Source organism: Nocardia sp. CS682 (assembly GCF_004634405.1).
In the GTDB taxonomy this organism is placed as follows: Bacteria; Actinomycetota; Actinomycetes; order Mycobacteriales; family Mycobacteriaceae; genus Nocardia; species Nocardia ninae.
In genome coordinates, this window is sequence record NZ_CP029710.1 from 3,134,942 (window position 1) to 3,155,461 (window position 20,520).

A 20,520-nucleotide genomic window follows, 5' to 3' on the forward strand; every position below is an offset into this window, starting at 1 on the left:
CTAGCCGAAACAGTTGCCTTCACCGCGATAGGTGGGCACGGTGGTCCTGGTGCCGTCCGAGTCGACCAGGTGCACCTTGTCGAAGCGCTCGCACAGTTCGCCCGCCTTGGCATGGCGGAACCACACCCGGTCGCCGATGCGCAGCTGCGCCGCACCGGTCAGCGGGGTCTGCACCTCGCCCGCACCTTCGGTGCCGATCAGTCGTAAACCGCTGGGCCACACCGGCATCGGTACGCGCGACGCACCGGTCGGGCCGGACGCGATGTAGCCGCCCGCGAAAACCGTTGCGATGGAAGGGGTCGGCCGCCGCAGCACCGAGGTGGCGAAAAACAGTGCGGGCCTCGGTGTGAAGGACCGGTAGTGATCGAACAGCGTCGGCACATAGAGCCCGGAACCCGCGGTCACCTCGGTGACATCCGGATCGGCGATGCTGACCTCGATCGACCCGCTGCCGCCGCTGTTGACGATCTCCAGCTTGCCGGTCACCGAACGCACCGCGTCGAGTACCCGCTTGCGGCGCTTGGTGATTTCCGCGGCGGAGGCCCGCTTCATCAGGCGCAGTGCGACATTGCTGTCGGGCATGCCGGCGATCTGCGCCTCGTAGGTCATCACGCCGACCACCTCGAACCCGCGACGCAACGCTGCCGCGGCGAGGGTGGCGGCCTGCTCGGGAGTGCGGATCGGCGAACGGCGCACCCCGAGGTGGATCGGGCCGATCCGAAGGGAGGCGTCGACATCGAGGCACACCCTTGGGTGGACCAGGTCGGTTCCGAGGGCGGCGCGGATGAGGTCGAGCTGGGCGACATCGTCGATCATCAGGGTGATCGAACGGCGCAGCGTCTCGTCGGCGGCGAGTTCGGCCAGTGCGGCCCGGTCGACGGTCGGGTAGCCGAGCAGGATGTCGCGGGCGCCTTGCCTGGCCAGCCAGATGGCCTCGGGCAACGAGTAGCTCATGAGGCCTGCGAAGCCACCAGAGGCGGTGAGCTCACCGCCGAGCACTTCTTCGAGGACGGCGCGGCAGCGCACGGATTTGCTGGCGACCCGAATCGGCACACCGTTCGCGCGGCGCACCAGGTCGGCGGCGTTCGCGCGCAAGGCTGGCAGGTCCAGAGCGGCCAGCGGCGGGTCGAGTTCGGCGGTGGCCGCGTGCAGCCCCGCGATGGGGGACGTGTCCGTCACCCCTCAACTCAACCACCAAACTGGTCAAACGTCCAGTACTTGCGGTAACCCATTTTCCGAGGTCACCGCACGCCCGGCGGCGACTAGACCTCGGCGGCACGGGTGGCCAGGCTGCTCACCAGATCGTCGAGGACCACCAGCATTGTTTCGTCGTTGCAATCGGCGAGCCAGCGCAACACGGTGCCTTGCAGCACCGAGACCGCGTAGGTCGCGATGGCCTCCACCGGCTCGAGCCACTGCACACCCGATCGGTCGGCACACAGCTGCAGGAAGGCGGCGACCTCGGTGTCCATCTCCCGATAGACCGCGGACGCGGTGGGGTCGGCCAGGCAATCGGTCTGCGCCTCCCAGCGCTGACGCAGGGTCTGCACCGTGGCCTCGTAGGCCTGCACCTGCTTGGATGGGGCGGCCTTCACCAATGGCCAGTACGCGCTCACACCGGCGTGCAGTAGCACCCGTAGTGCGCGCACTCCTCCGTGATCCAGTGACGCGGCCGCCTTCTCGACGGCCTCGCAGATGGTCGGCCGCAGCCGAACCACTGCGGTGTCTCCTCGTACGCTCAACGACGACTCCCTCGGCGAAAAGATCTCGCGCACCCTCGTCGGCGCGACTCGTCGAACATGGCGGGCACTCCGCTGGAAATCCCAGGCTGCCCGGTCCAACGTTCATCAATGGTAGAGGGTTTTCGGGGTTTGAGAACAGGTTCAATGGGTATTTCCAGACCGCAAGAATGTTTTGTTACCCAAACGGAATGGTCGGGGTGCCATCGAGCCCTGCCCGGATTTCCCTCTCTCGGGGTCACTCTCAGCCCTGCCCGGCTGATAAGCAGACCGTTGTCCACTGTACGGGCGCGTACCGACGTGCCCCGAATCCTGTGGCCGATCACACAGGTGAAGCACGCAAAACGGTCATCGACCGGTGTCGAGTCCGATCCGGAAACGACACCCGCGCGACGCCTGCGGCCGGATAGCCTGAGTCGGTGACTCTCTCGCCGCCAGCCGACCAGTACTTCATCTCCGGCACCTTCAACTTCCGCGATCTGGGCGGGCTGCGCACCGACGACGGCGCGAAGGTCCGTCCCGGCGTGCTGCTGCGCTCGGCCCAACTGACCGGCCTCGACGACGCCGGGTTGGCCACCCTGCGCGAACTGCGCGTCAGCGACGTGCACGACCTGCGCGGCGAACGCGAGATCGACCACATCGGCAGCGACCGGCTGCCCGAGGGCGTCCGGCTGAACGTGACGCCGTTCGACGCCAGGATGGCCGAGGCGCCGCCGCACCACACCGACGCCCAGGGCGCGTTCACGCACATGCTCGAGGTCTATCGGATGTTCCCCGCGTTGCCCGAGGCCCACGCGGCGATCACCGCGCTGGCCGAGTCGATCGCGCGCGGCGAGGGCGCGGTGCTGGTGCACTGCGCGGCGGGCAAGGACCGTACCGGCTGGGCCGTCGCCACGCTGCTGCGCGCGGTCGGCGTGACCGAGACCGACGTCGAGGCCGATTTCCTGCTGAGCAACGGCGCCATCCCCGCCCTGCGCGCCATGATGACGACGAAACTGCTCGGCGGTGAAGAACTCTCGGTGGATCTGCTCGGCGTGCGCGAGGAATACCTCAGCACCGCTACCGCATCCATGCACGAGTTGCACGGTGATGTGGACTCCTACCTGACGGCCGCCGGGATCACCCCGGAGCTGCGCGCACGGCTGCGCGAGCGGATGTTGGAGTGACGCAGGACTATTCGGCCTGAGCCGGGTCGCGGCGCACCAGGCCGTCGGTATCGATGGTGACCTGATCGCCGGTGTGGAACCAGGTACCGGTGAAGCGAGCCGCGGTGGTCGTCGGGTCGTTCCAGTAGCGCGGGCAGACGTTCGGGCCGCGGCACAGCAGTTCGCCGTGGCCCGCCTGCGCCCGCGGTCCCCACAGCGCCAGTTCGGTACCGCCGAACGGGAATCCGAGCACGGTGTCGGCGTCGGTGGCCGACTCCGCCGCGTCGTCGACGGCCAGGCCGATGCCGCTGGTCTCGGTGGCGCCCCAGATCGACCATTGCCGGGCGACCGGGAACATCTCGCGCAGTTCGACGGCCAAATCGGCTGGGGTAGCGGGCGTCACGGCCCGCTCGCCCCGATGACCCGCCTTGCTGATCCTGGCGATGCCCTCGGTGTGCACGCCGTCCGCGCGCAACGCGGCGAGCTCGGGCAGCAGGCCCGCGAAGATCCGCGGCGTCGCCGACACCATGTCGATGCGTTCGGCCACAATGGCTTCCGCGAGCCCGCGGGTGTCGCGCGCCAGCACCACGGTGCCACCGACCGCGAAGGTCGGTAAGAGTTGGTCGACGCAGCCGCTGGCATGGGCGAGCGGCAGCAGCACCAGGTTGCGCAGGCCGTCGGTCGGCAGGTCGAGCGCGGCGACCACCGAACGTATTGCCGACAAAAGGTTTTCGTTTGTCAGCTCAACCCCCTTGGGCGCGGTGGTCGCGCAACGTGGGGTGCCGCTGGTGTAGCTGAGCAGCGCCAGATCCCCCAGTGCCGCACCGTCATCGATGAACGCGGCACCGTCGGGCAGCTCCGCGCCGCGCGCGATCTCGCGGCCGAGCACGAAATCCGCACTGCTGTCGGCGATCACCCGCTCGGCCACCGCGTCGGGTAAGCCGTCGTGCACCAGCACCGGTACCGCGCCGCTGAGCAGGGCGCCGAGAAACGCCTGCACCCAGCGCACGCCCGGGGGCATGTGCACCGCGACCCGGTCGCCGTAACCGATGCCGTGCTCCTGTAACCCGCCCGCGATGCGGGAGGCGGAGTGCCACAGCTCCCGGTAGGTGAGCCGCGGGCCACCCACCTCGACCACGGCCTCCCGCGTGGAGAACGCGTGCACCTGCAGGTCGAGTAGCTCGGTGAGCGCCGGGGTCAGGTTGCCGTAGCGCAGCACCCCGTCGGCGCCGCGAGCCAGCGGGGCATCACGGGCATGCGGATGGGTCAGGGGGTATTCGACGAGCAACTGCGACATCCGTCCTCCGCGCGCCTCGAGTCAGCAGGCACTGCGACTATATGACGAGAGTCACATTTTCGCGGGCAGAGGCGACGAACGTGTCCTAGCTGTCACCGCCCCGTGTAGGTGGCCTTCCCCGGCCCGACCTCGAGGAAGCTGCGCACCGCGCCCTGCAGATCGGCGGTGTCGAACAGCGCGCCGGACACCTCCGGTGTCACCGAATCCGCGTGGGCGACACCGCCGGAACGCCAGGCCTCGATGATCTTCTTGGTCGCGGCGTGCGCCATTGTCGGTCCCTGCGCGAGGCGGTGCGTCAATGCCCTTGCGGCCGTGTCGACGTCGTCGTGCACGGCGTTCACCACGCCCCACTCCGCCATGGTCGCCGCGTCGTACAGGTCACCGGTCATCACGAACTCGCGCGCCCGGCCCGAGCCCGCGCGTTCGGCCAGCCGCTGCGGGCCACCCATCGACGGCGTCAGGCCGACCACGGTCTCCACCAGACCGAACTTCGCCTTCGGCGCGGCCAGGATGATGTCGCAGGCCAGCGCGATCTCGAAGGCGGCGGTCAGCGTGAGCCCGTGCGCGGCGAACACCACCGGGCACGGCAGCGCCTCGACCGGGTGGATGATCTGTGCGAACAGGGTCCGCCAGAGTTCGGCGCCCTGGTCCACCGACAGGCCGTCGAAGACGTGCACGTCGACGCCGCCGGAGACCAGCTTGCCCTCGGCGCGCAGCAGCAGCGCGCGCGGCGGGTTCGCCGACAGTTCGGCGAAGTCCTCGATCAGGGCGTCGAGCATCGCCCGGTCGAAGAGGTTCAGCGGCGGGTTGGCGAGCGTCAGAGTCGCTACCTCGGCGCCGCCGTCGGTGATTTCGCGTTCCAGGCGAGTGGCCTTCGCATCGGTCATGCCTGCGCCTCGCTGGCGCTCGGCTCCGGCATCCCCGTGGGGGCTGTGTCGTTGATTCGTTCGCTTCGCTCACTCATGCCGGTCAGCGTAAGACCTTCGTCTGCCAGACTGTCGAGGTGACCAAGTCGGCGGAAAGCGGCTCCTATGTCGAGCCCGGCGAGTTCAAGCGGGACACGAACTACATCACCACCCGGATCACGGCCGACGGTCGCGACGGCTACCCCGTCGAGCCGGGACGCTACCGACTGATCGCGGCGCGGGCCTGCCCGTGGGCCAACCGCACGCTCATCGTGCGTCGCCTGCTCGGCCTGGAAGAAGTGCTCTCGCTGGGGTTGTGCGGGCCGACGCACGACAAGCTCAGCTGGACCTTCGATCTCGATCCCGGCGGCGTCGATCCGGTGCTCGGCATCCCCCGACTACGCGACGCGTACCTGGCCCGGTTCCCCGACTACCCGCGCGGCATCACGGTGCCCGCGGTGGTGGACGTGCCGACCGGGCAGGTGGTGACCAACGACTACCCGCAGATCACCCTCGATTTCTCGACCGAATGGACCGAGTTCCATCGGCCCGGCGCGCCGCAGTTGTATCCCGAAGCGCTGCGCGCCGAGATCGACGAGGTGAACCGGGCGGTGTTCCGCGACGTCAACAACGGCGTCTACCGCTGCGGTTTCGCCGGCTCACAAGACGCCTACGAGACCGCCTACGACCGGCTCTTCGCCCGGCTGGACTGGCTCTCCGAACGCCTTGCGACGCAACGCTATCTGGTCGGCGACACGATCACCGAGGCCGATGTGCGGCTGTTCACCACGCTGGCCAGGTTCGACCCGGTCTATCACGGCCACTTCAAGTGCAACCGCTCGAAACTGAGCGAGCTACCGGTGTTGTGGGCGTACGCGCGTGACCTCTACCAAACCCCGGGCTTCGGCGACACCACCGACTTCGCGCAGATCAAGGAGCACTACTACGTGGTGCACCGCGACATCAATCCGACCGGGATCGTGCCGAAGGGACCGGACCTGGCGAACTGGCTGACCCCGCACGGCCGGGAGGCGTTGGGCGGCAGGCCGTTCGGCGACGGCACGCCGCCGCCTCCGCCGCCGTTGGCCGAGCGGGTGCCCGCGCTGCAGCAGCCGGACTGATGGAACCGACGAGGCTGGGTACATCGTTGTCATGACGAGCTGGTCGGCGTAGGTGCCATAGAGTTCAACCAGCAGACCGGAAGAGGAGGGTGCCGCCGATGTTCAAAGGCGCGTTCGAGAAGACGGTGGTCCAGCTACTCGATTCAGGGTCGCGTATGCAGGCGCCCGCGGTCGCCAAGTACGTCGACCGGATCCGGCGCTCCCACCCGTCGGAAAGCCCAGCACAAATCATCGAGCGCCTGGAGAACCAGTACCTGCTCGCGGTGACCGGTAGCGGCGGCGCCGTCGGCGCGGCGGCGGCGGTGCCCGGCGTCGGCACGGTCGCGGCGGTCGCGGCGGTCAGCGCGGAGACCACGTTCTTCATGGAGGCCTCAGCCGTGTTCACCCTCGCGGTGGCGGCCGTGCACGGCATCTCGCCGGAGGACAAGGAGCAGCGCCGGGCGCTGGTGCTCGCCGTCGTGCTCGGCGAGGGCGGCATGGATATCGTGCAGAAGACCGTCGGCACGTCGGCGAAGAACTGGGGCACGGTGTTCGCCAACCGGATTCCCGGTCTCTCGTCGATGAACGATTCGCTGCTCAAGCGGTTCATCGTCCGCTTCATCACCCGCCGCGCGGCGCTGATGGCGGGCAAGGTGGTGCCCGCGGGCATCGGCGCGGTGATCGGCGGCGTCGGCAACCGGGCGATGGGTAAGACCACGATCAAGAACGCGCGCCAGGCCTTCGGGCCGCCGCCGGTGGTCTGGCCCGCCGATCGGCACCTCATCGTGGATGCCGATCCGCTCACCGCGATCGACCCGTCGCAGCCGCAACCGCCGACCAAGCCGCAGTGACCGGGGTGACATCGCTCGCCTTCGCCGTGCGCGCCATGACCAAGCGCTACGGCCTGGTCTCCGCCGTCGAGAACGTGAGTTTCACCGTCGCGTCCGGCACCACCGCCGCCCTGGTCGGGCCGCCCGGTGCGGGCAAGACCACCATCGCGCGGACTCTGCTCGGATTACTCGAACCCACCTCGGGGACCGCGTCGGTCGGCGGGCCGGGGACCAATCGGCCCCGCGGCGACGCGGATCGTGACGCAGGCAGCTCGGCTCGGGTCGTCGGCGGGGTGCTCGCGCCACGCGGACTGCATGCCGGGCGGACCGCGCGCGACCACCTCCGGGTCTACGCCGCGGCGGTCGGCGTGCCGGACGGGCGAGTCGAGGAAGTGCTCGAGCTCGTCGGGCTCGGTGACGTGGCCCGCTCGAAGGCCGGTGCGCTGTCGGCCGGACAGCAGACGCGGCTGGCACTGGCGACCGCGGTGCTCGGCGACCCGCCGCTGCTGGTGCTCGACGAACCGATGGACGGCCTCGACACCGCCGAACGTGGCTGGCTGCAAGACTTTCTGCGCAGGCACGCCAAGCGCGGCGGTAGCGCACTGGTCACCAGTGAGAGCCTCGCGGCGGTGCTGCCGGGTGCGGACAACGTCATCGTGCTGAGCAACGGTGCGGTGGTCTATCAGGGCAGTCCGGCGCGACTGCGCCGCGGGCACCCCGATCGGCTCGTCGTCGCGGCCTCGACTCCGATCGCCCTGGCGACCGTGCTGGCCGCGCGTGGCTTCACCGACGCCGTGATCCGGCCGGACGGGCGGCTGGCGGTGGCCGAGGCGACCGAGGCCGACATCAGAGACGCCGCAACGGCCGCACAGGTCCGGCTGGACAGCATCATTCCCGACCTGATCCATCCCGATCGGGTGCTGGCCTCGCTGACCAAACCACAAGCGCCGGCGATCTCGCCCTACCCCGGCCTGTCCGGGACCGCTCATCATCCGACGCCGATGCCCTACGGAATTCCTCGATGATCACGATTCTGCCGCCGGAGCTCGTGCCCTCCGTCAACTCCGAGGTGCGCAAGGTGGCCACGCTGCCGGCGAACCGGCTGCTCGTCTGGGTGCCGCTGGTGGTCGCGCTCCTCGCGAGCATGGCCAGCGCGCTCATGGCGGGCAAGGCCGATCCCAGCGGCGAACCCATTACCGGCACCGCGACCCTTGGCCTGTACATCGGCCTCGCGGTGGTGGTCGTGGCGGCGGCGGTGTTCGGCGCGATGAGTACCGGCGCCGAGTACGGGCACCACACCATGCCCATCACCGCGCTGTTCGCCGGGGATCGCGACCGGCTCGCGGCGGCGAAGCTGGGAGTCACCGGTGTGTTCGCGCTGGCGGTCGCGGTGGTGGTGGAACTGGTCTCCGTGCTGACGCTCGGGGCTTTCGGCCGAGGCAAATTCGACTTCGACCTGGATCTGGCGGCCGTCCTCGGCGGCGGGTTGTTCGCCGTGGTCTGCTGGTCGCTGATCGGTGCGGGCCTCGGGTTCCTGCTGCGTTCGTCGTCGACCGCGATCGGAGTCATGCTCGGCTGGTTCGTCATCGCCGAGCCGTTGCTCTGGCTGATCGCCAACGGCGTCGGCGCCACCGGCTTCGTCACCCTGTTCCCCGGCTCCGCCACCATCAGCACCATCGCCGTCGGGTCCTACCCTGACAGCGACTTCCTCGCGCCGACCCCCGCCGCCATCGTGGTGCTGCTGCTGTGGGCCATCGGCATCGGCGGCGCGGGCTGGTGGAACCTGCGCCGTCTCGACCTCTGAACCCGGCAGCTGACGAACGGGAACAACGACGTGTCGGTGCGCGTCATTACCGTGGATGGTTATGGGCGGGGTAGTCGAAGCGGGTGCGGAAACCGGGTCAGCTGAGCGCGACCCGGGCGGTGCCGGCTGGATTCGCCGGCTGTGGGGCGAGAGCCGGACGCACCGCGGCACGCTCGCCGGTCTCGGCGCTGCCGTGCTGGCGGGGGCCGCGGTGGAGATCGCCGGGCCGCTGCTGACCAAGCGCGCCATCGACGCCGCGGAGACCGGGCAGACCGCCGTGATCGGGGTCGTCGCCGGGCTGCTGGTGCTGCTCGCGGTGGGCCGGTTCGCGGCCGGATTCGGCCGGCGGTTGCTGGCGGGGAAGCTGTCGTTGGACGTGCAGCATTCGCTGCGGGTGGACCTGCTCGGGTCGCTGCAACGGCTGGACGGGGTCGGCCAGGACGCGATCCGGACCGGTCAGGTGGTGTCGCGGTCGATCACCGATCTGCAACTGGTGCAAGGACTGCTGGCGATGGTGCCGCTGGCGAGCATGGCGGTGGTGCAGTTCGTGCTCGCCGCGGTGGTGATGATGTGGCTGTCGCCGCCGCTCGCGCTCCTCGCGCTGCTGATCGTGCCCGCGATCGCGCTGGTGGTCTACCGGCTGCGGCCGCGGCTCTACGCGGCCACCTGGTCCGCGCAGCAGCGTGCCGCCGATGTCGCCCAGCACGTCGAGGAGACCGTCACCGGGGTTCGGGTGGTGAAGGGGTTCGGGCAGGAAGCCCGGATGGTGGACGTGCTCGAAAAGCACAGTCGCACCCTGTATGCCGAGCGGATGCGCGCGGCGGCGGTGAACTCGCGCTTCGCGCCGACGGTGGCCGCCATTCCGCAACTCGGCATGGTCGGCGTCATCGTGGTCGGCGGGCTGCTCGCCTTGCACGGGACGATCGGGATTGGCACGTTCGTCGCCTTCGCCGCGTACGTCGCGACGATGAGCGGTACCGCGCGGATCATGTCGGGGGCATTGGTCCTCGCGCAACTGACCCGCGCCGCCGCCGAGCGCGTGTACCAGGTGATCGACACCGCGCCGGTGATCACCGATCCACCCGAGCCCGCACCGCTGCCCGCGGGCCCGCTCGGCATCGAGATCGACTCGCTGACTTTCGGATTCGACCCGGAACAGCCGGTGCTGCGCGAACTCGACCTGACCGTGCGCCCCGGCGAGACGGTGGCGATCATCGGGCCCGCGGGCTCGGGAAAGACCACGCTCTCGCTGCTGCTCCCCCGCTTCTACGCGCCCGACGCGGGCCACATCCGTCTGTTCGGCGCCGAGCCGGAGCACCGCGTCGACCTCGCGGACCTGCGCGCCGCCGACCTGCGCAGCGCCATCGGCGTGGTGTTCGACGACCCGTTCCTGTTCTCCGACACCATCGCCGCCAATATCGCCATCGGCCGCCCGGAGGCCACCGATGCCGAGATCCGGGCGGCCGCGCAGGCCGCGGCCGCCGACGACTTCATCGGCGAACTCCCCGACGGCTACGACACGGTGGTCGGTGAACGCGGCCTGACCCTTTCCGGCGGGCAACGCCAACGCATCGCGCTGGCCAGAGCCCTGCTCGCGCGGCCGCGCATCCTCGTGCTCGACGACGCGACCTCCGCGGTGGATGCGATCACCGAGGCCGCGATCTTCGGCACGCTGCCCGATCAGGCCGGGCGCACCACGCTGATCCTGGCGCACCGCGAATCGACCCTCGCCCACGCCGATCGGGTGATCCGGCTGCCCGCACCGGTGGGTGCGCAGCTGACCGAACACAAAGCAGCCGCCCCGACTCCGGCCACCACGGCCAACGGCAGCGCGGGCCACACCTTCGCCGCGGCCGCCGCCGACCTCACCGAAACGCCTGAGCTACGCCGGGAAATCGCGCGCCTGCCACCCGCGAACGAGCAGCCGAAACTGGACGACCAACGGCTGCGGCAGCCCGATCCGAAGTTCCGGCTGACCAGGCTGTTGCGGCCGGTTCGCGCGCTGGTGATCGCCGCGGTTGCCCTGCTGCTGCTCGACGCACTGGTCGGTGTCGCCTTCCCCCCGATCGTGCGATTCGCGATCGACACCGGCGTCGGTGGCGGTGATTCCGGGGCACTCTGGCTGGCCGCCGGGCTCGGCATCGCCCTGGTCGCCGGGGGCTGGCTGGTCGGCGCGGCCAACACGCTGATCACCGCGCGGACCGGCGAACGGGTGCTCTACGGGCTGCGCATCCGCAGCTACGCGCACCTGCAACGGCTCGGCCTCGACTACTACGAGCGCGAACTGTCCGGCCGGATCATGACGCGGATGACCACCGACCTCGACTCGTTGTCCACGTTCCTGCAGACCGGGCTGGCCACCTCGTTGATCGGCGGGCTGACCTTCATCGGAATCGCGGTGGCGCTGTTGGTGATCGACGTGTCGCTGGCCTTGGTCGTGCTGGCCACACTGCCGCCGCTGTTCGTGGCGACGGTGCTGTTCCGGCGCTTCGCGTCCACGGCGTATACCGTCTCGCGGGAGAACGTGTCCACCGTGAACGCCGACTTCCAGGAGAACGTCGCCGGCTTGCGCGCGGTCCAGGCCAATCGGCACGAGCCCGTCGCGGCCCGCCGCTTCGCCGAGTACTCCGATCGGTACCGAAACAGCCGGATGCGCGCGCAGACCTCGATCGCGCTGTACTTCCCGTTCATCACCGCCTGGTCGGGGATCTCGCTGGCCGCGGTGATCTTCGTCGGTGCCCGCGAGGTGGCGGCGGGTACCACGACGGCAGGCACCCTGGTCGCCTTCGTGCTGTACCTGGAACTGCTGTTCGCACCGGTGCTCGCGCTGTCGCAGGTGTTCGACGGATATCAGCAGGCGCGCGTCGGGCTGCGCCGGATCGGCGAGTTGCTGCGCACGCCCTCGGCGATCGCGAGCGACCGAGCGGACGCGGTCCCGATCGAGCACGGGCTGCGCGGCGAGGTCGTCCTCGACGACGTGCGCTTCCACTACCCCGGTGTGCAGAAACTCGCCCTGGCTGACGTCTCGCTGCGGATTCCCGCGGGCAGCACCCTCGCGCTGGTCGGCCCGACCGGCGCGGGCAAGTCGACCATCGTCAAGCTGCTCGCCCGGCTGTACGACCTGCCACCCGACGCGGACGGCACCGGCGCGATCCTGGTCGACGACACCGACATCCGTGACTACCGGCTCACCGACTACCGCGCCCGCCTAGGCATCGTGCCGCAGGAAGCGCACCTGTTCAGCGGTGACGTCGCCAGCAACATCGCCTTCGGCAAGCCCGGCGCGACCGACGCCGACATCGCCGAAGCCGCCGCCGCGGTCGGCGCGACGGACATGATCGCGGCCCTGCCGCTCGGCATGCGCCAACCGGTCGGCGAGCGCGGCCGCGGCCTGTCGGCGGGTCAGCGGCAGCTGGTCGCGCTGGCCCGCGCCGAGCTTGTGCGCCCCGACTTACTACTGCTCGACGAGGCGACGGCTACCCTCGATCCGGACGCCGAGGCAGCGGTGCTCGCCGCGAGTCGATCGTTGACCCGCGGGCGAACCACCGTCCTCGTCGCACACCGGCTCGGTACGGCGGCGCGAGCCGATCGCATCGCCGTCGTCGAACACGGCCGGATCGCCGAAATCGGCACTCACGTCGAGTTGCTCGCCGAAGGTGGCGGGTATGCCCGACTGTGGGCAGCGGCACGTGAAACCGGGGGAATATTCTCGGTTACGGACAAGTCGTCTTCTATGAGGTGAGGTTTGTCGGGTGGTCAGTCGCTCCGTCGGTTTGCTGCTGGGCCTATCCTCAGATAGGGCGCATCGGCGCGCATCCGCTGATCCCCGTGCCGGGCACGTCACAAACGTCGCAGCGCGAAGAACGAAATGAGGCGAACACCTGCTGTGAGCAGCTCAACTTCCCAGTTCGGACAGAACCAGTGGCTAGTCGATGAGATGTATCAGAAGTTCAAGCAAGATCCATCTTCGGTCGATGAGAGTTGGCACGAGTTCCTCGCCGATTACACGCCCGAAGCCACGGGTGATTCCGGTAACAGCTCGGCCGCCCCGGCCGCGGCCGCTCCCGCGCAGGCGCCGACCCCGGCTCCGGCACCCGCGCCGGTGAACTCGGCCCCCAAGGAGAACTCGGCGCCCAAGGCCGCCGCGCCCGCACCGGCCAAGCCCGCGGCCCCCGCGCCCGCCCCGGCGAAGACCACCGCGCGCACGCCGCAGACCACGCCCGCGCCGACCTCCAACGCGGCGCCCACCTCCGGCGCCCCGAAGACCGACGCCCCGGCCGACGAGGCCAAGGTGCTGCGTGGCGCCGCCGCCGCGGTCGCCAAGAACATGGCCTTGTCGCTGTCGATTCCGACCGCGACCAGCGTGCGCGCCATCCCGGCGAAGCTGATGATCGATAACCGGTTGGTCATCAACAACCACCTGGCCCGCACCCGCGGTGGCAAGATCTCGTTCACCCACCTGCTGGGCTACGCGATCGTGCAGGGCATCAAGGCCTTCCCGAACATGAACCGGCACTTCGCCGAGATCGACGGGAAGCCGAACGCGATCACCCCGGCGCACACCAACCTCGGTCTCGCCATCGACCTGCCAGGCAAGGACGGCAGCCGATCGCTGGTCGTCGCGGCCATCAAGGGCACCGAGTCGATGACCTTCGGCCAGTTCCACACCGCCTACGAGGACATCGTCCGCCGCGCCCGCGATGGCAAGCTGACCGCCGACGACTTCAGCGGCGTCACCATCTCGCTCACCAACCCCGGCACCATCGGCACCGTGCACTCGGTGCCCCGCCTCATGCCGGGCCAGGGCGCCATCATCGGCGCGGGCGCGATGGAGTACCCGGCCGAGTTCCAGGGCATGAGCGACGAGCGCATCGCCGACATCGGCGTCGGCAAGCTGATGACGCTCACCTCCACCTACGACCACCGCATCATCCAGGGTGCGGAGTCCGGTGACTTCCTGCGCACCATCCACCAGCTGCTGATCTCCGACGAGTTCTACGACGAGATCTTCCACGGCCTCGGCGTGCCGTACGAGCCGGTGCGCTGGCGCAAGGACATTCGCGAACGCGGCGTCGACAAGAGCACCCGCGTGCTCGAGATGATCGCCGCCTACCGCAACCGCGGCCACCTGATGGCGGACACCGATCCGCTGCGGCTGGTCAAGGACAAGTTCCGCAGCCACCCCGACCTCGACGTCACCCAGCACGGCCTGACGCTGTGGGACCTGGACCGCACGTTCAACGTCGGCGGCTTCCACGGCCAGGAGCAGATGAAGCTGCGCGAGGTCCTCTCGGTCCTGCGCGACGCCTACTGTCGGCACGTCGGGGTGGAGTACACCCACATCCTGGAGACCGAGCAGCTGCAGTGGATCCAGGAGCGGGTCGAGCAGAAGCACGTCAAACCGACTGTCGCGCAGCAGAAGTACATCCTGAACCGGCTGAACGCGGCGGAGGCCTTCGAGACCTTCCTGCAGACCAAGTACGTCGGGCAGAAGCGCTTCTCGCTGGAGGGCGCCGAGGCCGTCATCCCGATGATGGACGCGACCATCGACCAGTGCGCCGAGCACGGTCTCGACGAGGTCGTCATTGGCATGCCGCACCGCGGTCGCCTCAACGTGCTCGCCAACATCGTCGGCAAGCCGTACTCGAAGATCTTCACCGAGTTCGAGGGCAACATGAACCCGGCCGGGGCACACGGCTCCGGCGACGTGAAGTACCACCTCGGCGCGCACGGCACCTACCTGCAGATGTTCGGCGACAACGAGATCGAGGTCTCGCTCACCGCCAACCCGTCGCACCTCGAGGCGGTCGACCCGGTGCTCGAGGGCTTGGTCCGCGCCAAGCAGGACCTGCTGGACAAGGGCGACGGCCCGGACGGCTACTCCGTCATGCCGCTCATGCTGCACGGTGACGCCGCGTTCGCGGGTCAGGGTGTGGTCGCCGAGACGCTGAACCTGTCCGGGCTGCGCGGCTACCGCGTCGGCGGCACCATCCACATCGTGGTGAACAACCAGATCGGCTTCACCACCGCGCCGGAGAACAGCCGCTCCACCGAATACTCCACCGACATCGCGAAGTTCATCGGCGCGCCGATCTTCCACGTCAACGGTGACGACCCGGAGGCCTGCGACTGGGTGGCTCGCCTCGCGGTCGACTTCCGGCAGAAGTTCCGCAAGGACGTCGTCATCGACATGGTCTGCTACCGGCGCCGTGGCCACAACGAGGGCGACGACCCGTCGATGACCCAGCCGTCGATGTACGACGTCATCGACACCAAGCGCTCGGTGCGTAAGGCCTACACCGAGAGCCTGATCGGCCGTGGCGACATCTCGCTGAAAGAGGCCGAGGACGCGCTGCGCGACTACCAGGGTCAGCTGGAGCGGGTGTTCAACGAGGTCCGCGAGCTGGAGAAGTACACGCCGGAACCGAGCGAGTCGGTCGAGGACGACCAGAAGGTCCCGACCACCGTGCAGACGGCCGTGGACAAGGCTGTGCTGCAACGCATCGGCGACGCGTTCCTGAACGTGCCGGACGGCTTCAACGTGCACCCGCGCGTCAAGCCGGTGCTGGAGAAGCGCCGCGAGATGGCCTACGAGGGCAAGGTCGACTGGGCCTTCGCCGAACTGATGGCCTTCGGCACCCTGATCGACGAGGGTCGCGCGGTGCGCCTGACCGGTCAGGACTCGCGCCGCGGCACGTTCACCCAGCGGCACTCGGTGATCATCGACCGCAAGACGGCCGAGGAGTACACCCCGCTGCACAACATCGGCAGCACCAACCCCGGTTGGTTCGCGGTGCACGACTCGGCGCTGAGCGAGTACGCCGCCGTCGGTTTCGAATACGGCTACTCGCTGGGCAACCCGAACGCACTCGTGTTGTGGGAGGCGCAGTTCGGCGACTTCGTCAACGGCGCGCAGTCCATCATCGACGAGTTCATCTCCTCCGGTGAGGCCAAGTGGGGTCAGCTCTCCGACGTCGTGCTGCTGCTGCCGCACGGCCACGAGGGCCAGGGCCCCGACCACACCTCCGGTCGGATCGAGCGGTTCCTGCAGTTGTGCGCCGAGGGCTCGATGACGGTCGCCGTGCCGTCCACCCCGGCGAACTACTTCCACCTGCTGCGCCGCCATGCGCTGGACGGCATCCGCCGCCCGATGATCGTCTTCACCCCGAAGTCGATGCTGCGCAACAAGGCCGTCGTGTCGGATCTGAAGGACTTCACCGAGAGCAAGTTCCGTTCGGTGTTCGACGAGCCCGCCTACGAGCAGGGCATCGGCGACCGCAGCAAGGTGAAGCGGATCCTGATGACCAGCGGCAAGCTCTACTACGAGCTGGCCGCCGAGAAGGCGAAGCAGAAGCGCGAAGACGTCGCGATCGTGCGGATCGAGCAGCTCTACCCGCTGCCCACCTACCGCCTGAACGAGTCGCTCGACCGCTACACCAACGCGACCGACATCGTGTGGGTCCAGGAGGAACCGGCCAACCAGGGCGCCTGGCCCTTCTTCGGCCTCAACCTCCCCGAGGTCCTGCCTGACCGCCTCGGCAAACTGCGCCGCATCTCCCGCCGCGCCATGTCGGCCCCCTCCTCGGGTTCCAGCAAGGTGCACGCGGTAGAGCAGGCGGAGATCGTCGCCGAAGCCTTCGAGCCGACCAGCTAGCAGTTCACCGTCGACCCCGGACGCCGGGTCGAATCCGCGTATGTATGAAGCGGATTCGACTCGGCGTTCGGCGTTTATCGAGCCCGTTTCGATGGATTTTCAGGATTGGCTGCCTGCTGACAATTGTCGACTTTCCGCCTACCACCGAAATGCTTGGCCCGCAAGCGAATCCCCGCTTCGTGGGTTACGCGGAGTTTCCTACAGATCGAAGTACTCATTTCGCACGAATCCGGTCGACTGCGCCCCAGAAGTAGCGGTTTCGCTGCACAAAATGTGGCACTCGTCACATAATTCCAGTTTTCGAAGCGGCGTCGGATATGAATATCGGTGTTCGAACAACATCAACGCTTCGATTCGACTGGGGGACAAGGCGTTCCATGGTGATCGGGGGCGGGAGAGAAACCGAAATGTTCCACAAGACTGTCCGCAAGATCCTCACCGTGGTTTTGCCCTTCGCGGTAGTGGCCAGCCTCGCCAACGCGGGCACCGCGTCCGCGACCGACTACGCCGCGCAGCAGACACGGTGGGCCGAGAGCCTGACTGCGACGGGTAACGAGCAGGGCGTCGAATACAAGACCACGACGGCACCGGACCTGAAGTCCATCTCCACCGAGCTGAACAGCGGCAAGTTCACCTTGGCCGCGGATTCATCGACGGTGCGCGTGGAATCCACCACCGGTGCGCAGGTCACCGAGTTCCCGATGACCCTGAAGACGGTTGCGGGCAACACGATTTCGCTGGCTCCGCAGGTATCTGCGGACGGTAAGACCCTGGTCGTCACCCCGCAGGTGACCCCGGAGGCCGCCGCTGAGCTGAAGAACGTCACTGCCACCGGTGACCTGAAGCCCATCGCCACCAACCCGGACGCGCAGAATCACGACCCGGTCGCCAACGGTCTCGCGGCCGGCGCCCTGGTCGGTCTGGGCATCGCGGCCATCCTGTGCATCCCCGCCGTGCTCGCCTTCGTCATCGGCTACTTCGCCTGCGTGGTGGCCAGCGGCATCAGCTACGTCGTGTTCGCTGCCGTGATCGGCGCGATCCTCGGTGCGGCTGCCCCGCACGTGATCCCGCAGGTCCTGCCCTGATGATCAGTCGTCGCCGAACCTTCGAGGCGACCAACTGATTCACTGAAACGACGCCGGGTCGACTCCGCTTTCCTGCGGATTCGACCCGGCGTCCGGCGTTTTCCGTGGTCGACAGTGCACAGCGCCGTCAGTAAACTTCGCCACCATGAGCGACGGGGGTACGCCGACAACATCCGGTCAGCAGGTTTCGGTCGTTCCCGAGCAGGTGCGTGACGTCGGGAAATACGTCTACGAGCTGGCCGAGGCTCTCCGATCGGCGTTGGATTCCGCCGCCAAAGACGTGGACGCATTGACCAGCGGAAGCTGGACCGGCGACTCGGCCACCGAGTTCGCCAATGGCTGGACCGACGTGCGGGACGGGGGCGTTGCCATCATGTCGGCCTTGACCGGCATGGCGGAGAAACTCGGCGTCACCGCCGACACCTACCAGGCCCGCGACGCAAACAACGCCGCCGCGCTCAACACCTCCACCCTGGACCTGCCATGAGCTCGGAATTCTCGGTCGACCTCGAACACCTGGACCAGATCGTCGCCCGGCTCGCCGGACTGGCCGGTTTCGTCGCCGAGCACCTCGATGAGATCGACGACCGCGTCGCGGCACTGCACGGCACCGGGTGGGAAAGTGTTGCCGCCGACGCCTATTCCGACGCCCACCGTCAATGGGCTACCGGCGCACGCGAATTCGTCGAGGGGGTGCGCGAGATGAGTGATGCGGCGAAGAAAGCGCACGGCCGCTATACCCGGGCGATCGAACTGAACAGCAAGATGCTGCGAGGGGGCTGAGCCGTGCGCATCGACTGGCAGACCTACTACGACGCCGCCAAGAAATGCCACGATCTCGCCGCCGAACTGCGCCAGGCCGACAAGCCGGTGCACGACGCCGTCAAAGGCGAGTGCGCAGGCATGGCCGGCGACGCACCCGGCTGCAAAGAATGGGGCGAGAAGTACGACCGCACCGCGCGCGACACCATGCAGTCGTGCACGAACCTGGCTGACGCCCTCACCAATTTCGGATACGTGCTGTACGCGACCGGTTACAACTACGGCATCGGCAACAAGAGCAATCCGCCACCTCCTCGCCCCGATGTCCGCGAGGTACCGCAATACCAGGTCACCATCCCGACCTCGGTGCGCGACAACGGCATCGGCATCGAACACCACGGCGGAGTCCAGGAACTCTTCGATCTCCTGATCGCGCAAATCCTGGAGAAGTTCGGAAAGCTACCCAACGGCGACATCAAGAAGCTGGAGAAGGCCTCCTCCACCTGGACGACCTTTGCCAACCACGAAACCGTCACCGGCGCCGCAGCCCGAATCACCACGATCATCGGACTGTTCCACAACATCGAAGACGAAGAAAACCTCCCGCCACTGCTGGACCACCTCGAAACCCTGCGCAACGGCGCAACCCAGGTCGCCGCCGCAACCCAAAACCTGGCCGCGCCGGTCGCCGACTACCACGCAGGCACCGTCCAGGTGCGCGGAAACATCGAATCCTCCATCACCCAAGCAGAATGGGCCATCGGCCTCACCGTAGTCGCCGCGGCAGCCGCCGCCTTCTTCACCTTCGGCGGCAGCGCCGCAGCAGGAGCCGGCGGTGTCGGCGTCATAGTCACCAACACCATCAACACAATCCGCACCGTCTACCAAGGCAGCAACCTCCTGAAAGCGGTAGGCCTGGCCACCGCCGCCGCCGGAGCCGTCGGCGTAATCCAATCCTTCGACAAGGTCCCCGACCTAGGCACCACCCTCACCTCCCTGGCCTCCATCATCGCCATGCGCGTGCTGATCGATGATGACGGCGCCACTGGCCCGGCGAACTCAGGCAATACCCCGGGAAGCAGCGAGTACCAAAGGCGCGTGGACGAATTGGCTAGAGACCCCGCCAAGAACGGCGCATCCAGCCCGCAGTCCAGAAGAGAAGCGGAAGTCGGCCTGCAGGCCGAGCATGACGGTGCGATCCCTGGGCCGATAACCAGGGCACAACCCGGCCCGAACGGCGAAGATCAGGGCGAATTCGTAGATTCCAAGAACGAACGGTGGGACGTGAAAAGCTCGCCGGACTCCCATCCGAGTTACCGGCCGGAGGCCGGCAAACCGATCCCTAACCCGCAGACGGACGAGGCATTCACTAGAATGGTCGACAAGGACATCGCTACCGGCGAAAAGGTACTTCTCGATCCTGACGGCATGTCACCTGCTCGTCGAGCCCATCTCGAGCAGTTGGTGGCAAACAATCCGAATTGGCAAGGAAAGGTAGTTTGGGGTCGATGACCAGAGTGTACGGACGGTCGAGCGAGAGTGTGGTCGCGTGGCCTGACGACGCGAAAACACGCGAGACTCTCCAGCGATATCTGGACAGACTTTCAGCGGGATCGCCAGAATCGTTGATGGAGGGTTCTTTGCTGGCGGCTGATGGGTTGAACTTCGCCGGTGCGGACCTCTCCGGTCTGCAGCTACAAGAGGCTGCGCTCAACGAAGCCGATCTGAGCAATGTTCGTATGGTGGAAGCCGATCTATACCAAGCGTGGATGATGTCCGCCAATATAAGCCATGCCGACCTGACACGCTCCGACCTTCGGAAGATCGAAGGTCGGGGCTGCCAAGCCGCCAACGCAATCTTTCGGGAAGCACAGCTACAGGGCGCAGTATTCGAGGACGCCGATTTCCGACAGGCTGATTTCCACGAGGCAAATCTTCATGACACCAGTTTCGCAGGCTCCGACCTGCGTGATACAGATCTTCGCCGTTGCCAATTCGGTTGGACCGATCTCTCGAACTGTCGAATCGGCGGCAGCAATGTGGAAGGAGCCAGGGGAATGATCCTGGGCCCGGTCGATGTCGGCGACCAGTCCACCTCTATCCTCGCCGGCGCCCCATTGAAGGCCTGGTTCGCCGCTCATGCCGCACCGGACGTCGAAATCCACGCTTCTCCACAGGGCTGACCAGCGAACGAACCAT

General features: G+C 67.8%; 16 protein-coding genes. 12 read left to right on the forward strand and 4 right to left on the reverse strand.

The annotated features are described in order from the left end of the window. Window positions 1-1,179, reverse strand: coding sequence for an amino acid deaminase/aldolase (locus DMB37_RS14110; protein WP_135233095.1), 1,179 nt, complete (start codon window positions 1,177-1,179; stop codon window positions 1-3). A gap of 83 nt (window positions 1,180-1,262) precedes the next feature. Beyond that, the gene (locus DMB37_RS14115) at window positions 1,263-1,742 is read right to left on the reverse strand and encodes a TetR family transcriptional regulator (protein WP_135233096.1); all 480 of its coding nucleotides are present in this window, start codon (window positions 1,740-1,742) and stop codon (window positions 1,263-1,265) included. A gap of 416 nt (window positions 1,743-2,158) precedes the next feature. Here DMB37_RS14115 and DMB37_RS14120 point away from each other — a divergent pair, with 416 nt between their 5' ends. Continuing rightward, window positions 2,159-2,905 (forward strand): tyrosine-protein phosphatase, encoded by a 747-nt coding sequence (locus tag DMB37_RS14120; RefSeq protein WP_135233097.1) that lies wholly within the window; start codon window positions 2,159-2,161, stop codon window positions 2,903-2,905. 7 nt (window positions 2,906-2,912) lie between these two features. Here DMB37_RS14120 and DMB37_RS14125 read toward each other — a convergent pair whose 3' ends face one another. Beyond that, window positions 2,913-4,181, reverse strand: a complete 1,269-nt coding sequence (locus DMB37_RS14125; RefSeq protein ID WP_135233098.1) for a class I adenylate-forming enzyme family protein — start codon at window positions 4,179-4,181, stop codon at window positions 2,913-2,915. A gap of 92 nt (window positions 4,182-4,273) precedes the next feature. Next, window positions 4,274-5,068: an enoyl-CoA hydratase/isomerase family protein gene (locus DMB37_RS14130; RefSeq protein WP_135233099.1), complete on the reverse strand. Its 795-nt coding sequence runs from the start codon at window positions 5,066-5,068 to the stop codon at window positions 4,274-4,276. Window positions 5,069-5,184: 116 nt separating this feature from the next. On the opposite strand from DMB37_RS14130, the gene DMB37_RS14135 reads away from it, so the two are divergent. The 11 genes from DMB37_RS14135 (at window position 5,185) to DMB37_RS14185 (ending at window position 20,504) form a co-directional block, all read left to right on the forward strand. Further along, window positions 5,185-6,207, forward strand: a complete 1,023-nt coding sequence (locus tag DMB37_RS14135; protein ID WP_135233100.1) for a glutathione S-transferase family protein — start codon at window positions 5,185-5,187, stop codon at window positions 6,205-6,207. Window positions 6,208-6,305: 98 nt separating this feature from the next. Then, window positions 6,306-7,037 (forward strand): hypothetical protein, encoded by a 732-nt coding sequence (locus DMB37_RS14140; RefSeq protein WP_135233101.1) that lies wholly within the window; start codon window positions 6,306-6,308, stop codon window positions 7,035-7,037. Next, complete coding sequence (locus tag DMB37_RS14145; protein WP_135233102.1) at window positions 7,034-8,041, forward strand: ABC transporter ATP-binding protein; 1,008 nt, start codon at window positions 7,034-7,036, stop codon at window positions 8,039-8,041. The genes DMB37_RS14140 and DMB37_RS14145 overlap by 4 nt, the downstream gene beginning before the upstream one ends. Beyond that, a complete protein-coding gene (locus tag DMB37_RS14150; protein ID WP_135233103.1) occupies window positions 8,038-8,820 on the forward strand; it encodes an ABC transporter permease in 783 nt (260 codons plus the stop codon). Before DMB37_RS14145 ends, DMB37_RS14150 begins: the two co-directional genes overlap by 4 nt. Before the next feature lie 61 nt (window positions 8,821-8,881). Beyond that, window positions 8,882-12,562, forward strand: a complete 3,681-nt coding sequence (locus DMB37_RS14155) for an ABC transporter ATP-binding protein (RefSeq protein ID WP_135233104.1) — start codon at window positions 8,882-8,884, stop codon at window positions 12,560-12,562. 126 nt (window positions 12,563-12,688) lie between these two features. Further along, a complete protein-coding gene (locus DMB37_RS14160) occupies window positions 12,689-16,474 on the forward strand; it encodes a multifunctional oxoglutarate decarboxylase/oxoglutarate dehydrogenase thiamine pyrophosphate-binding subunit/dihydrolipoyllysine-residue succinyltransferase subunit (protein WP_135233105.1) in 3,786 nt (1,261 codons plus the stop codon). Between the two features lie 407 nt (window positions 16,475-16,881). After that, window positions 16,882-17,559, forward strand: a complete 678-nt coding sequence (locus DMB37_RS14165) for a hypothetical protein (protein WP_135233106.1) — start codon at window positions 16,882-16,884, stop codon at window positions 17,557-17,559. Window positions 17,560-17,704: 145 nt separating this feature from the next. After that, a complete protein-coding gene (locus DMB37_RS14170) occupies window positions 17,705-18,046 on the forward strand; it encodes a WXG100 family type VII secretion target (RefSeq protein ID WP_135233107.1) in 342 nt (113 codons plus the stop codon). Further along, window positions 18,043-18,342: a WXG100 family type VII secretion target gene (locus DMB37_RS14175; protein ID WP_135233108.1), complete on the forward strand. Its 300-nt coding sequence runs from the start codon at window positions 18,043-18,045 to the stop codon at window positions 18,340-18,342. The genes DMB37_RS14170 and DMB37_RS14175 overlap by 4 nt, the downstream gene beginning before the upstream one ends. A 3-nt stretch (window positions 18,343-18,345) precedes the next feature. Beyond that, window positions 18,346-19,833: a hypothetical protein gene (locus tag DMB37_RS14180; RefSeq protein WP_206055250.1), complete on the forward strand. Its 1,488-nt coding sequence runs from the start codon at window positions 18,346-18,348 to the stop codon at window positions 19,831-19,833. After that, entirely contained in the window at window positions 19,830-20,504 is a 675-nt protein-coding gene (locus DMB37_RS14185; RefSeq protein ID WP_135233109.1) for a pentapeptide repeat-containing protein, read from the forward strand. Before DMB37_RS14180 ends, DMB37_RS14185 begins: the two co-directional genes overlap by 4 nt. Window positions 20,505-20,520: the final 16 nt, after the last annotated feature.